The sequence below is a fragment of the Acinetobacter sp. WY4 genome, assembly GCF_018438165.1.
Lineage (GTDB): Bacteria > Pseudomonadota > Gammaproteobacteria > Pseudomonadales > Moraxellaceae > Acinetobacter.
Genome location: NZ_CP053947.1, coordinates 342,620 through 355,996 on the forward strand (window position 1 = coordinate 342,620; position 13,377 = coordinate 355,996).

A 13,377-nucleotide genomic window follows, 5' to 3' on the forward strand; every position below is an offset into this window, starting at 1 on the left:
GTGAAATATAAATCTTATGCCAAGCAATAAACGTCAAATGTGTTTAAGTGATATTAAAAATTCTTTTAATGAGTCTGGAATCGTTGATTGGCATATCAGCCCACGTTTAGCAAATGAACCCTCTGAAGACGGTGATTCTGACCTAGCTGTACAGACTGCACCGCCAGAACTGAAACGTCCACCGTTGTATGCCGTTGTTTTATTAAATGACGACTATACGCCGATGGAGTTTGTAATTGAAATTTTACAACAATACTTTGCAATGAATCTTGACCAAGCTACACGAGTAATGCTAACTGTACATTATGAAGGAAAGGGTGTAGCTGGGGTCTATCCTCGAGACATTGCGGAGACCAAAGCGAACCAAGTCAATAATTATGCTCGATCACAAGGTCATCCGTTACTTTGCCAAATAGAGCCTAAAGATTAAGGGGGTTACATGCTCAGTCGTCAATTAGAAGTATCACTACGTTTGGCTGTCAGCATGGCTCGTCAAAAGAGACATGAGTTCCTGACCGTAGAACATTTATTGTTAGCCTTGCTTGACAACGATTCCGCCGTGAATGCCCTGAAAGCATGTGGTGCGGACATCATCGTGTTGCGTAAGGAATTAGAAGAGTACGTAGAACAACATACCCCTAAACTTGGTGAAAATAGTGATCAGGCACCACACCCGACAGAAAGCTTCGACCGGATCTTGCAACGCGCGATTTTTCACGTGCAGTCAAGCGGCGGCGATCGTACTGTAGAAGGTGCTGATATTCTGGTTGCCATGTATTCTGAGCGTGACTCATTTGCAGTCTATCTGCTGAAAAGTCATCAAATTAACCGTCTGACCCTGACTCAGTACCTGTCTCATGGTACCCGTAAAGAAGATGTACAGTCTGAAGAAGAAATCGAAGATCTAGATGGCGAATCAGCATCTTCAGCAAGTTCAGGTCCACTTGAACTTTATACCACTAACCTGAATGTTGAAGCACAAAAAGGCAAGACCGATCCACTGATTGGTCGTGAAAAAGAAATCGAGCGTGCCGCGCAAATCCTTTGCCGCCGTCGTAAAAACAACCCGCTGCTTGTCGGGGATCCAGGTGTCGGTAAAACCTCAATTGCTGAAGGTCTGGCCTGGTTGATCGTGAATGGTAAAGCGCCAAAACCACTGGAAAATGCTGAAATCTTCAGTCTGGACATTGGTGCTTTGGTGGCAGGAACCAAATACCGTGGTGATTTTGAAAAACGCTTGAAACAGCTTTTAAATGCGCTGAAAAAGAAACCTGAAGCCGTGTTGTTTATTGATGAAATTCACATGATTATTGGTGCAGGCTCGAGTATGGGCAGTACCATGGATGCATCGAATCTGATCAAACCGGCGTTGGCAAATGGTTCTTTACGTTGCATTGGCTCAACCACTTTCCAGGAATACCGCCAGGTCTTTGAGAAAGATCATGCTTTGTCACGTCGTTTCCAGAAAATTGATGTGAACGAGCCATCTATTTCTGAAACTATTGATATCCTACGTGGTCTGAAATCGAAGTTTGAAGATTTTCATCATGTGGAATATGACGATCAAGCTTTGGTGTCTGCGGTAGAACTTTCTGCAAAATTTATCAACGACCGTTTCTTGCCAGATAAGGCGATTGATGTCATTGATGAGGCCGGTGCTCAGCGCCGTTTAAAAGCGGAGCAAGACGACAGTTTGATTACTGTGGAAAATATTGAAGACATCGTCTCTAAAATTGCGCGTATTCCACCAAAAACTGTTTCTAAAGATGATAAGAGCGTGCTGGAAAATCTTGAGCGCGATCTGAAACGTGTGGTCTTTGGTCAGGATGAAGCGATTGAGGCCTTGGCATCTGCGATTAAACTGTCACGTGCCGGTTTGAAGTCTCCAGATAAGCCTGTAGGTAGTTTTGTCTTTGCGGGTCCTACAGGTGTTGGTAAAACCGAAGTGACCAAGCAGCTCGCGAAACAGATGGGTGTGGAACTGGTTCGTTTTGATATGTCGGAATATATGGAACGCCATGCAGTGTCTCGTTTAATCGGTGCACCTCCGGGCTATGTCGGTTTTGATCAAGGTGGCTTGCTCACCGATGCGATTCACAAAAATCCGCATTGTGTGCTGTTGCTAGACGAGATCGAAAAAGCGCATCCAGATGTGTTTAACCTCTTATTGCAGATTATGGATCATGGTTCATTGACTGATAATAACGGGCGTAAATCTGATTTCCGTAACGTGGTCTTGGTACTCACCACCAATATTGGTGCTGAAAGTATTTCACGTGTCAGCATTGGTTTTATGGAACAGGACAATAGTAACGATAATCAGGAAGCGATGAAGAAAGCCTTCTCGCCGGAATTCCGTAACCGTCTCGACGGCGTGATTCAGTTCAAGGCATTACCAAGCAGCATTATTGAAAATGTCGTGGATAAATTCCTGACTGAACTTCAAGCACAACTGGATGACAAAAAAGTCATGCTGGAAGTGGATCAGAGTGCACGTGAATGGATGTCAGAACATGGCTATGACCGTTTAATGGGCGCACGTCCAATGCAACGTTTGATTCAGGAACACCTGAAAAAACCGCTGGCTGAGATGATCCTGTTTGGTGAGCTGGCTGAAAATGGCGGCAATGTTGCAGTATCGGTGAAAAAAGAAAATGGTAAAGCGGTTGGCTTAAAACTTGAAGTTTTTGAAGATCAGACTGCTGAACCAGCTTAATTAATAAGAAGGATCAAACCCGTGCTTGCACGGGTTTTTTCATGGACTCATATTTTAAATTATCAAATTCATATCATTTAAAAGATAAATTATGGATATTCAAGTTACCAAGCTGTTCACGACATTTTTACTGTTTTTAGTCACGGCATTGATGGAAATTTTAGGTTGTTATTTTCCCTATCTGATTTTAAATCAGGGGAGAAGCCACTGGTTATGGATTCCGACAGCTCTGGCTTTGGCGGCTTTTGTCTGGCTGTTAACCTTGCATCCAGCTGCTTCAGGACGGATCTATGCCGCTTATGGCGGTATCTATATTTTTTCAGCACTGATGTGGTTGCGCGTCGTTGATCAAGTGACTCTATCGCGTTGGGATCTACTTGGTGGCATGGTGGTAATACTGGGCGCGTTGATTATTATTTTGCAGCCGCAAGGCTTGGTGCGTTAGCAAGATATAACAGTAAACCTTATTAAAAAAGGCAGCCACAGCTACCTTTTTTTGTTTTTGGATTTTTTAATTTCAAATCAAACTTGATGTCTTATTTAGTTAGATTATTTTAATTTACAATCTTTCTGGGAAATATCAGTTTTATAGGTTTGTGTCTGCGAGTTCAGGCTGAGTTCAACCTTGTATGGGTTCTCAATCTGATAGCGATGTTCAAAGAAAATTTCACAATTATTGAGCAGATTGTTGCGAATGACTTTCATCACTTCTTTGCGCCCTAGGTCTTTTTCAAACTGGCTAAAATCGGGCGTGATGATCATGCCTTTCAGTGTGGTTTTGTTGGCACTTAACTGCAATTGTTCAATAATCGTATTTTGATCAATCTGCAACGGTAAAGTTCTGGAATCCTCTGCACTGAGCACTGCGAGTAATTCATTCAGTTCAGCTTTTTTCTGAATTTTAAATTTGCTGTCAATAATATTTTTTTCTTGAAGATATTGGTCAAATTCAGAAGCATGCACCGGTAAGACAGCACTGCTAAAACCTGCCAAGAGTGCCAAAATCCAATATTTTTTTTGCATTGTATAAAATCACTTTTTATTCCATTTCAACAACGATTATAAGAGCTGAGACAAAAAAAGCACCAGAGATTGGTGCTTAATTTGTGAAGATTCATCTTAAAAAATTAGTCTTTTTTCAGATTTTCATTAATCAGGAATTCAACCAAGGCTTTTTGCGCGTGCAAACGATTTTCTGCTTCATCCCAAACTACAGCATTTTTATGGTCAAGCAGATTTTCTGAAATCTCTTCGCCACGATGCGCAGGCAAGCAGTGCATAAACAAGCAATCCGGATGTGCAAGATCCATCAGGCGTTCATTCACCTGATAATCTGCAAAGGCTTTTTCACGGATCTTCTGCTCTTCTTCCTGACCCATGCTTGCCCAAACATCAGTCACGATCAGGTCAGCATTCACCGCTGCATCTTCAGCAGAAGGAACCAGTTCCACACAATGCGCGAATTCAGACAGGAATTTTTCTTGTGGCTCATAGCCTTTTGGCGCTGCAATTTTCAGATTAAAGCCCCACATATGTGCAGCTTCAATATAAGAGTTACACATATTGTTGCCATCACCAATCCAGGCAACAGTTTTACCTTCAATTGAGCCACGTTGCTCTACATAAGTCTGCATGTCAGCAAGTAGCTGGCAAGGATGGTGGTCATCTGTCAACGCATTAATCACTGGAACTTTTGAATAAGATGCAAAACGCTCCACGATATCATGGCCGAAAGTACGGATCATCACAATATCCAGCATGCTTGAAATCACACGTGCAGAATCTTCAATCGGTTCACCACGACCTAACTGGGTATCGCGTGAAGACAGGAAAATTGCGCTGCCACCAAATTGGCTCATGCCAGCTTCAAACGAAACACGCGTACGGGTACTCGATTTTTCAAAAATCATGCCCATCACTTTACCAACAAATGGTTGGAACACTTCATTGTTATGCTGTTTGCGCTTAAGCTCAATTGCGCGTTGCAAAATCTGGTTAAGTTCTAAAGTTGATAAATCGCGTAAGGTGAGAAAGTGACGGAGAGCCATTCGTTACTCCACAATAATTGCCGAAAAACTCGATCAACAATCAGTTGTTGGTTAGTTTAAGAAAAAATACGGAATCGGCTAATATACTATAAGCAATGAAAAATGCAAAAAAACTAGACTTTTTGATGACCGTCTAAAAAGCGATCCACACAATAACTGATGTATTTGTCGATTTCCTGATCATCTTCCTGTACCGGAATTCCCATCAGAATACGCCATTCCAGATTGCGCAAAATACCAAAATACAGCTGCGCCGAATATTGTGGATTTTCGCAATGCAATAAACCTTGCGCATCTGCCTGTTCTAAAGCCGTGGCAATGGCACTTTGCACATGCACCGGACCTCGCTCATGAATATGCTGAGCAAGTTCAGGATTACGCTGGCTTTGTTCCAGCACCAGACGCATAAAGGCCGAGTTTTCCGGTTGCATAATCTGGTGATAAAAATTAAGCAACGTGTGTACTAAATAACTACGAAAATCCAGTGCCATCAGTTCGATCGGAATACTGATATCTTCAAAAAACTTGATACGACGATAATCGCAGATGGCTTTAAACAAGCCCTCTTTATTGCCAAAGTACTTATAAATAGAGGCTTTAGAGCCACCGGCATGCTGGACGATATCATCCAGAGACACAGCATCATAACCCCGTTCCAGAAATAGCTCGGTTGCACTGATCAGCAGCGCAATACAACGCTCATGACCACGTTTGGTCTGTGGCAGATCTTTGGCGAGCGGTTCTAGGGCGAGGTCTTGCATAGGAGATAGTACATCAACATGTCAATAGAGATTGAAACGCCATCATAGCAAATATATGCACATATTTCATAATTGCGCCAGATAAGTGCGCTATTTGCTAATTAGGTAAAGCAAAACTTAAAAATTTGACTAAAGTTTTAGAGTATTTGTTCTATCAGGTTATGGAATGAGCAAGCCAAATGAGTATACTCGAATTTCAATAATTATAGCCAAGACTGTGGAAAAGGAAGATGACAGAACAAATGTCTGCAGGTTTAAGATTTAGACAAGCGCTTGAAGTCGAGAAACCATTGCAAATTATGGGCACGGTAAATGCCTATGCTGCCATGATGGCCAAACAGGTCGGTTATAAAGCCATTTATTTATCAGGTGCGGGTGTCGCGAATTATTCTTATGGTTTGCCTGATCTGGGCATGACCAGCCTGGATAATGTTCTTGAAGATGTACGCCGGATCACTGAACGTGTGGATACACCTTTACTGGTTGATATCGATACCGGTTGGGGCGGTGCATTAAATATTGCCCGCACGATTAAGCAGATGATTGCAGCAGGAGCCGCTGCGGTTCATATTGAAGATCAGGTTGCACAGAAGCGCTGTGGTCATCGTCCAAATAAAGAAATCGTATCGCAGCAGGAAATGGTCGATCGTATCAAAGCGGCTGTAGATGCGAAAACAGATTCAAACTTTGTGGTGATGGCGCGTACCGATGCGCTGCAAAAAGAAGGCCTGCAAGCCGTGATTGATCGTGCTTCTGCCTGTGTTGAAGCGGGCGCAGACGCGATCTTTGCTGAGGCGATGACTGATATCACCATGTATCGTACAGTATGCGATGCGGTCGGTGTGCCAGTCTTGGCGAATATTACCGAATTTGGTGATACACCGTATTATACGGTAGGTGAACTGGCTGAGCAGGGCATTGGCATGGTGCTGTATCCATTGTCAGCGACACGTGCAATGCAAAAAGCTGCACTTGAAGTGATGCGTTCGGTGCGCGAACATGGTACTCAGGTAAATGTGCTGGATATCATGCAACAACGAAAAGAACTCTACGAATTTTTAGATTATCACAGCTTTGAAGACACATTAGATAAACTGTTTAAACAGGAGAATTAAAAAAATGGCTGAAGGAAAAGTACTCACTGGCGCAGGATTGCGCGGACAAGTGGCGGGTAAAACCTCACTTTCAACAGTAGGCAAAAGTGGCGCAGGTCTGACCTATCGCGGTTATGACGTGCAGGATCTGGCTGAACATTGCCAGTTTGAAGAAGTCGCTTATCTGATTTTCTTCGGAGAATTGCCGATGGCAGAGCAATTGGCTGCCTACAAAGCCAAACTGAAATCCTTGCGCACTTTACCTCAGGCATTAAAAGAAGTCCTTGAGCGTATTCCTGCCGACTCGCATCCAATGGATGTGATGCGTACTGGCGTTTCCATGCTGGGCAATCTTGAAACTGAGCAGTCTTTTGAGCAGCAACAGGATATCGCAGACCGTATTTTGGCAACTTTGCCGGCAATCATTTGTTACTGGTATCGTTATAGTCATGACGGCGTACGTATTGAAGAAAATACTGAAGATGATTCGATTGGTGCACAGTTCCTGCATCTTCTGCATGGTGAAAAACCAAATGAGCTACATGAACAGGTAATGAATGTTTCCTTGATTCTGTATGCAGAGCATGAATTCAATGCTTCGACTTTTACCGCTCGTGTGTGTGCATCAACGCTGTCCGATATGCATTCCTGTATTACCGGTGCAATCGGTTCCTTGCGTGGCCCTCTACACGGCGGTGCCAACGAAGCTGCGATGGACATGATCGAAAACTGGAAGTCGCCTGAGGAAGCTGAGCGTGAAATGCTGGGCATGCTGGAACGTAAAGAAAAAATCATGGGCTTCGGTCATGCGATCTATAAGGACAATGATCCGCGTAATGGCATTATTAAAGTCTGGTCTGAGCGTTTGGCCAAAGATGTCGGTGATACCGTACTTTATCCAGTGTCAGTGCGCTGCGAAGAAGTCATGTGGCGTGAGAAGAAATTATTCTGTAATGCCGATTTCTTCCATGCTTCGGCTTATCATTTCATGGGCATTCCAACCAAGTTGTTTACCCCGATCTTTGTTATGTCACGTGTGACAGGTTGGGCAGCGCATGTGATGGAACAGCGTGCAGATAACCGTATTATCCGTCCAAGCGCGGACTATACCGGTCCAGAACTACGTAAAGTAGTGCCAATCGCTGAGCGTTCTACAGCGGCTTGATCCGTAAATGTCCTAGAATAAAAATAAGGTCTCAATTGAGACCTTATTTTTTTTAGTGAATTCTGTTATCGACTTAACAGTGCCGGATCTTCAATGCTATAACCTGTTTCAAAAGGAATACCCAGATACTTTACTATTACCAGGGTTTTATTCTGTTTCGGAACTTTATAGGCCTGGCTAATTTTCAAGCCTTGCTGATAACTGACTGCTTGCTGAACCGGACTTTTTTGTAAGCTGGATTTTACTTGATATTGATAGGTCCATTTTGGCACTTTTTCCTGAGGATCATGCCAGGCAGGCGCGCTACCTTTCGTTGTCTTTAACACCTTAAGCTGTGGCTTTGATTTTTGAATTGGATTTAATGGAACTAAACGTTTTTTGATTTTGGCAATGTCCTGATCAAACTTGCGACTGTCTTGATCATAATCGATGCGCTTGGTTTTAGGATTGATATATAAGGAATTGACCTGAACCAGTTGATTTGGTTTTTGGGATTTAAAATTATAATAATACAGTTGAGGCAAGCGTCCACGACCATCAAGATAATGACGCATGATATAAAGCTTCTGTTCTTTGACTTCATAGCCTAGAACTTCAATATTTTGTGGGCCGCCTACAGTAGCGAAAGCCAGACTGGGCAAGCTCAGAGGGAGCAGAAGCAGTGCGGTTTTAATATTCATGGTCATTCCACCCTCAAAAAAATAGATTGGCATTTGATCATGCCAATCTATCTTAAAATACGGTAGAAATAATGAAGCTTATTCAGGCTACATAGTAACTTTGAAAGCTTAGCTGTTATTCAATAGATTGATCATGTCATGTGCAACCACAGCTGACAGTTTATTAAGGCGTTCAAGTGGCGAGCCTTTGAGATAATACTGGAACTGATGGATTTGCGTGCCATCATTAATGGCCACAAAAAAAGTCCCTTCCGGTTTCTCTGGTGTCGCGCTACCACCTGGTTTAAGCAATCCTGTACAGGCAATAATCCAGTCAGCATCACGGAACATTTTTTTACCTGCTTCCGCCAGAGCAACCGTTACCGGCATAGATTCCGCAGTATGACTATTGATCAGATTCTTGGAAATGCCCAATACTGAAGTCTTGACACTTACATCGTAGCAGATCAAACCACCAATCAGAATTTCGGCACCTTCTCCTTTACAAATGGAGAACTGGCTACTGAGATATCCAGAACTTGCGCTTTCGATAAAGGCAATTTTTATGTTTTTCTCTTCGAGTAAGCCGCAACAGGTTTTTATCATAGTCTCTATATTTTCTTTGTGGGAGTGATTTTAGATCAATCTAGACAGATTTTTTTCTGTCGATCAACTCCAAGTATATTTATATTTTTATGAAAGTTAAAATTTTTTTCATAGATCAGTGTAATTTCATGTTGATCTGATCGCAAAATCTGAGTGGTTAAAGCTTGGGCTATTTTCAAAAATAGAGGTTTCTTCTCAGGCGGAACAGTGGTAAAAATAAAAATAAAGTGCTTAGTGAAAGTAGGGTGTTGGAATGAAAACCACAGTAAAATATGTAGTCTTAAAAAGTCTTGACTATCAATTGGGTACACCATTATTTCAGGAAGAAATTGACGCTGATGGTCAATATTTTGATCAGATACCAAGCACGATTTCTTATCAGAATTTGCAGTTCAAAGTAAAAAGCAAAGAGCTTAAACGTTTGCATCTGGCCGAAGAGCAGGAAGATACTCAAACGATTATCGTCAAAGTAGTCAATATCTAATAAAAACTGAATAGAATAAGCCTCTTTTAAAGAGGCTTATTTATTATAAATAGATTAATAAATATAATTACAAACAATGATTTGATCTAAGTTTATACCAAAATAATAAGTAAAAATATTTGAATTAAAGTCAAGGTAAATTCGAAACAGCTTAAGTTTTATTGGTGAGGTCATGTTAAGTATCGTATTTCTTCACAGTTAATAATATTCAAAAAGAATTGTATTTTTAATGTTTTATTTAATTTTTTAAAAATATAGAAGATTTAGATTTATTTTTATATATTTATAAATATCAATAGCATAGTTATTAAGTGGTTCTGTTTAATAACGCTTTTTAAATTTTATTAAAAATTTCATATATGAAATAGTACTTAAGTTATTCCTTTTATTGGATAATAAATTTTTGACCTATAAAGTCTTTCATTATGTTTCTGTTGCATTATATCAGGTAATTTATGTTGCGCATTAATCTCCACTTCAAGTACTTATCTTACTATTTTTTACATTGAATTAATCTGTAACAGGTTAAAGGTTGGCGAAATCTGAAAAATGCGTAGAGTAGATATTAAGTCGAAACCTATCGGCTTTTAATTTAAAGCAAATAGTAAGGAATACCACCATGGCTAATAATCAACAGCAAGACCAACAGAAACAGCAACAACAGCAACAGCAAAATCAAGATCAGCAGCGTCAACAAAACAACCAGCAAAACCCAAATCAGCAACAAAATAACCAGCAACAACAACAGCCGCAGGGTGGTCAACACAACCAGCAACAGCGCGACCAGCAGCAACAAAACCAGCAAGGCCAACAGCAACAACAGCCACAGCAAAACAGTAACCAGCAACAACAACGTTCACGTAATCAACAAGATCAGTGAAAGCCACAGCGTTAATCTTTTTTAAGATATATGCTCTTCATAAAAAACCGCCTGATTCAGGCGGTTTTTTTTATATTTCATTGCACGATTAGACTAAGTATTTATTAACACTGAATATTGGCTTTTAGCTTGTAGAAATTCAAGGCATTGTCTAGGTCTGTGAGCAACTCTTTTTCTGTATATTCCTTGGGTGCAAGTTTTAGCAGAGCAGGCATGTAGTTATTTTTATATTCTTTAGGATATTGTTCACACAGGATACGTGTTCTTTCTTCCAGACTAATTGTTGAAGAGTCAAGTTTGTCCAGATAAGCACTGAGTTGATTATCTGACTGTTCAAACTGCGCTTTAATATTTGCAGCAGCCTCGGCTGAATTCTCTGCTTGCTGTTTTTGGCAGCCGCTTATTGCCAGACTCATCAATAAAGTAATTAATATGCGATTTTTCATGCTGCCAAAATATTGTTATTGCTCATATGAAAAATTATAGAGAGAAAAGACTAAAAAGAAAGCAATGATCTATAAACTTTATGAGACATTGAACATTCATAACATCCGATATTGACTGAAATAAGGAATTTTCTTCTAAAAATCTAAATTAACCCATTCTCACTTATAGGTTTAGCAATTCTTCTTGGGTTTTGGTTATTTAGTAATCTTATTTTCTCATTAAAAATATTTTTGGATAAATTACAGTCATTTAATTAACAAAAGTAATGGTTTTTTCATATTTTGAAACATTGCATCTATATATCCTACACAGATCGGCTGCATGGCTAGTGATATCTTGGCGTCATTCTAAGAACTTAATGAAAATAATTAAAAATCAGCACATTATAAGGCCTGTTTAATTTAGGAGAGTTAAACAGGCTTTTTCTTTTCCGTCTTAAATCTGGTTTTTTCTTTGCTGATTGTATTTTTTGGTCATTCTCTTTCACATAAGTTTTCATACACAACATAAAGCCTGAAAATTCCCTCAGGAGAGATACATGAATAGATGTTATTTATATATCTCTTTTCACGAAAAGACAGGACAAAGCTATGATGATGAGATGTATATGCGCATTTGGCATGGGCGTAATGGTTGGCTGTTGTTTTAAATCTTGCAAAGAGAAAATGTGTCAGATGATGAGCAGCAAGCATTGTAAAAGTGATCATTGTAAAAAAGATCAGACGACTCAAGCTGAAGAGCCTGTACAAACTTAGCCCAAAAGCTTCAATTTTACTGAAAGGCTAAACAGAGCTGAGTACTGAAGTTGTTCTAGATCGCTGATCCAATCATTTTATATTGAATCATTCTATATTTAAAGCAATAAAGCTTGATCCTAGATTGAGCTTTTTACACTTAGGAGAAAAACATGATGCAATTTATATTTTGTTTATTTGGTCTTCATGGTGCGACTGAAATTAACTACACGTGTGACCATGATGAGGTCAAACAGTGTCGTGATTGCTTGAAAAATATTGAATAATGTGCCAAATCATCAGACATCTTAATGAAGATCAATCCCCGTTCAATCATCAGTTGGCGGGGTTTTTCTTTACTGATGAAATTTTTGGATCTAAACATAATTTCTCACAAGGAATACTTTATAAAAGAATCATTTCAATAGGATTACGTTTTGATAAATTCTTAGCTGCTTAGAACTGGAATACAATAAAATTTATGCGTGTGATCACCCATGCTCGAATTCTTGAAGCAATTCAAAAGAGGCCACAGGCTGAAACTGCATTAGCTGGTGGGGATTGACTGATTAAGGCCAATCATCCTAAAGGTTTTGCTGAGATGAAAAGACTTTTTCCGTCAGTGGATAAGGTTAGAAAATTTCATGTATTTGATATCGGCGCGCACGCGAATTCATATTCTTTGCTGTATCGTCTACGATCAGGCTGAACAGCTTATTTGCTCAGATGAACAACAAGAATTGTGAAATGTCAAAGAGCACTTGAAGGAAAGTTTGTCTCTTTATAAAAACTGAATGTGCAACATAAATAACATTGATGTTTAGCAGCAGATATCATATTTATTTATTAATAGATATATGAAGGAGATGCATATGACAAATAAGCCAGAGCAAGAATCAAATCCGCATAAAGAATCAAATGACGACAAGGGTAATCAGGCATCTTATAAGCATGTCAAACCAGAGAAGAAACCCAATGCAGAACCGGAAAATCCATTGAGAGAGCAAAAATAGCTTTTTCACATGGACGAAGCCCTAACTTGGTTTAGGGCTTTTTAATTTCCCGATAAACGTTGATCTCTAGGCTTTGCAATAAACTCATCTTTCATTTCAAAGAAAAATTCATGGGCTTGTTCATGATCGCAGTGCAACCAGTCATGTCGTGATTTTTCCGGAATCACAATGATCGAGCGTTTTTCGTCATTCGGATCATGAAACTGTTTCATAAAGGGATGTTGATCTGAATTTATGGTTAGCATCGAAAATGATCTGATTTTCTCACCATCAATGTGTGCGTCATCATAAATTGCCGCTACGGTAAAAGGATTGCCATCTTCACGTGAAATACCAAACCAGTGCGGTTTACCGTCTATATATTTAGGTTCATAGAAGGTATCGACCGGTACTAAAGCAAACTGGTTGTTTTTCCAGGCATGTCGAAAACTCGGTTTAGATGCGACTGTTTCAGTCCGTGCATTATAGGTATGCCGGCCATATTTTAGTTCTTTCGCCCAGACTGGAATCAGTCCGAAACGTGCGATATCCAGCTCAAATTCGTCAGCACCGCGCATAATGATTGGGGCTGGCGCTAAAGGATAAACATGCGGTTTCATGCCCAGTTCGAGTTGCTCTTCATGAATATCTAATAAGGAAAGACGTTTTTTTGAGGGAAATTCATAGTTCGAGCACATAAATAACCTCTTTCATTCTAATTATTATTTGCTAAAGAATTAAAGTATAAAAATGATGGGCTCAAAACAATTCGAAATCGTAAGTATAGTTTT

At 40.0% G+C, this 13,377-nt stretch carries 15 protein-coding genes; 8 read left to right on the plus strand and 7 right to left on the minus strand.

Annotation, left to right across the window (positions count from 1 at the left end; all coding sequences use genetic code 11):
• The first annotated feature begins 16 nt into the window (after window positions 1–16).
• The 3 genes from clpS to G4D73_RS01635 all read left to right on the plus strand — a co-directional run bounded on the left by clpS (window position 17) and on the right by G4D73_RS01635 (window position 3,161).
• Window positions 17–430, plus strand: a complete 414-nt coding sequence (gene clpS, locus G4D73_RS01625) for an ATP-dependent Clp protease adapter ClpS (RefSeq protein ID WP_213687216.1) — start codon at window positions 17–19, stop codon at window positions 428–430.
• 9 nt (window positions 431–439) lie between these two features.
• The gene (clpA, locus tag G4D73_RS01630; RefSeq protein ID WP_213687217.1) at window positions 440–2,716 is read left to right on the plus strand and encodes an ATP-dependent Clp protease ATP-binding subunit ClpA; all 2,277 of its coding nucleotides are present in this window, start codon (window positions 440–442) and stop codon (window positions 2,714–2,716) included.
• Between the two features lie 91 nt (window positions 2,717–2,807).
• A complete protein-coding gene (locus G4D73_RS01635; protein WP_213687218.1) occupies window positions 2,808–3,161 on the plus strand; it encodes a YnfA family protein in 354 nt (117 codons plus the stop codon).
• Between the two features lie 104 nt (window positions 3,162–3,265).
• Here the strand turns inward: G4D73_RS01635 and G4D73_RS01640 are convergent, their stop codons facing one another.
• From G4D73_RS01640 to G4D73_RS01650, 3 genes are all read right to left on the minus strand, one after another.
• Window positions 3,266–3,739 carry a hypothetical protein gene (locus G4D73_RS01640; RefSeq protein ID WP_005107136.1) on the minus strand — a complete coding sequence of 158 codons (474 nt, stop codon included), beginning with the start codon at window positions 3,737–3,739 and terminating at the stop codon, window positions 3,266–3,268.
• Window positions 3,740–3,843: 104 nt separating this feature from the next.
• Window positions 3,844–4,764, minus strand: coding sequence for an ornithine carbamoyltransferase (argF, locus tag G4D73_RS01645; protein WP_004280178.1), 921 nt, complete (start codon window positions 4,762–4,764; stop codon window positions 3,844–3,846).
• 113 nt (window positions 4,765–4,877) lie between these two features.
• The gene (locus G4D73_RS01650; RefSeq protein ID WP_004646788.1) at window positions 4,878–5,525 is read right to left on the minus strand and encodes a TetR/AcrR family transcriptional regulator; all 648 of its coding nucleotides are present in this window, start codon (window positions 5,523–5,525) and stop codon (window positions 4,878–4,880) included.
• Window positions 5,526–5,755: 230 nt separating this feature from the next.
• Here G4D73_RS01650 and prpB point away from each other — a divergent pair, with 230 nt between their 5' ends.
• Together prpB and prpC are read left to right on the plus strand one after the other, a co-directional pair.
• Window positions 5,756–6,640: a methylisocitrate lyase gene (gene prpB, locus G4D73_RS01655; protein ID WP_180038692.1), complete on the plus strand. Its 885-nt coding sequence runs from the start codon at window positions 5,756–5,758 to the stop codon at window positions 6,638–6,640.
• A gap of 4 nt (window positions 6,641–6,644) precedes the next feature.
• The gene (prpC, locus tag G4D73_RS01660; protein WP_180038691.1) at window positions 6,645–7,784 is read left to right on the plus strand and encodes a 2-methylcitrate synthase; all 1,140 of its coding nucleotides are present in this window, start codon (window positions 6,645–6,647) and stop codon (window positions 7,782–7,784) included.
• A gap of 65 nt (window positions 7,785–7,849) precedes the next feature.
• Here the strand turns inward: prpC and G4D73_RS01665 are convergent, their stop codons facing one another.
• Complete coding sequence (locus G4D73_RS01665) at window positions 7,850–8,470, minus strand: hypothetical protein (protein WP_005100825.1); 621 nt, start codon at window positions 8,468–8,470, stop codon at window positions 7,850–7,852.
• Between the two features lie 102 nt (window positions 8,471–8,572).
• On the minus strand, window positions 8,573–9,049 hold the full coding sequence (locus G4D73_RS01670) for a CinA family protein (RefSeq protein WP_004280184.1): 477 nt from the start codon (window positions 9,047–9,049) through the stop codon (window positions 8,573–8,575).
• Between the two features lie 253 nt (window positions 9,050–9,302).
• Between G4D73_RS01670 and G4D73_RS01675 the strand changes: the two genes are divergently transcribed.
• Both G4D73_RS01675 and G4D73_RS01680 read left to right on the plus strand, forming a co-directional pair.
• Window positions 9,303–9,533, plus strand: coding sequence for a hypothetical protein (locus tag G4D73_RS01675; RefSeq protein ID WP_004280185.1), 231 nt, complete (start codon window positions 9,303–9,305; stop codon window positions 9,531–9,533).
• A gap of 619 nt (window positions 9,534–10,152) precedes the next feature.
• The gene (locus G4D73_RS01680) at window positions 10,153–10,413 is read left to right on the plus strand and encodes a hypothetical protein (protein ID WP_044110015.1); all 261 of its coding nucleotides are present in this window, start codon (window positions 10,153–10,155) and stop codon (window positions 10,411–10,413) included.
• 104 nt (window positions 10,414–10,517) lie between these two features.
• On the opposite strand, the gene G4D73_RS01685 is transcribed toward G4D73_RS01680, so the two are convergent.
• Window positions 10,518–10,859 carry a hypothetical protein gene (locus G4D73_RS01685; protein WP_005107130.1) on the minus strand — a complete coding sequence of 114 codons (342 nt, stop codon included), beginning with the start codon at window positions 10,857–10,859 and terminating at the stop codon, window positions 10,518–10,520.
• Between the two features lie 1,607 nt (window positions 10,860–12,466).
• Here G4D73_RS01685 and G4D73_RS01695 point away from each other — a divergent pair.
• The gene (locus G4D73_RS01695) at window positions 12,467–12,607 is read left to right on the plus strand and encodes a hypothetical protein (RefSeq protein WP_005107128.1); all 141 of its coding nucleotides are present in this window, start codon (window positions 12,467–12,469) and stop codon (window positions 12,605–12,607) included.
• A 41-nt stretch (window positions 12,608–12,648) separates the two neighbouring features.
• Here the strand turns inward: G4D73_RS01695 and G4D73_RS01700 are convergent, their stop codons facing one another.
• Window positions 12,649–13,284 (minus strand): SOS response-associated peptidase, encoded by a 636-nt coding sequence (locus tag G4D73_RS01700; protein WP_213687219.1) that lies wholly within the window; start codon window positions 13,282–13,284, stop codon window positions 12,649–12,651.
• Window positions 13,285–13,377: the final 93 nt, after the last annotated feature.

Coding starts and splice junctions, on each gene's coding strand:
- G4D73_RS01685 (WP_005107130.1), bottom strand. CDS start 10,859: ATGAAAAATCGCATATTAATTACTTTATTGATGAGTCTGGCAATAAGC.
- argF (WP_004280178.1), bottom strand. CDS start 4,764: ATGGCTCTCCGTCACTTTCTCACCTTACGCGATTTATCAACTTTAGAA.
- clpA (WP_213687217.1), top strand. CDS start 440: ATGCTCAGTCGTCAATTAGAAGTATCACTACGTTTGGCTGTCAGCATG.
- G4D73_RS01670 (WP_004280184.1), bottom strand. CDS start 9,049: ATGATAAAAACCTGTTGCGGCTTACTCGAAGAGAAAAACATAAAAATT.
- clpS (WP_213687216.1), top strand. CDS start 17: ATGCCAAGCAATAAACGTCAAATGTGTTTAAGTGATATTAAAAATTCT.
- G4D73_RS01640 (WP_005107136.1), bottom strand. CDS start 3,739: ATGCAAAAAAAATATTGGATTTTGGCACTCTTGGCAGGTTTTAGCAGT.
- prpB (WP_180038692.1), top strand. CDS start 5,756: ATGACAGAACAAATGTCTGCAGGTTTAAGATTTAGACAAGCGCTTGAA.
- prpC (WP_180038691.1), top strand. CDS start 6,645: ATGGCTGAAGGAAAAGTACTCACTGGCGCAGGATTGCGCGGACAAGTG.
- G4D73_RS01650 (WP_004646788.1), bottom strand. CDS start 5,525: ATGCAAGACCTCGCCCTAGAACCGCTCGCCAAAGATCTGCCACAGACC.
- G4D73_RS01635 (WP_213687218.1), top strand. CDS start 2,808: ATGGATATTCAAGTTACCAAGCTGTTCACGACATTTTTACTGTTTTTA.
- G4D73_RS01680 (WP_044110015.1), top strand. CDS start 10,153: ATGGCTAATAATCAACAGCAAGACCAACAGAAACAGCAACAACAGCAA.
- G4D73_RS01675 (WP_004280185.1), top strand. CDS start 9,303: ATGAAAACCACAGTAAAATATGTAGTCTTAAAAAGTCTTGACTATCAA.
- G4D73_RS01700 (WP_213687219.1), bottom strand. CDS start 13,284: ATGTGCTCGAACTATGAATTTCCCTCAAAAAAACGTCTTTCCTTATTA.
- G4D73_RS01695 (WP_005107128.1), top strand. CDS start 12,467: ATGACAAATAAGCCAGAGCAAGAATCAAATCCGCATAAAGAATCAAAT.
- G4D73_RS01665 (WP_005100825.1), bottom strand. CDS start 8,470: ATGACCATGAATATTAAAACCGCACTGCTTCTGCTCCCTCTGAGCTTG.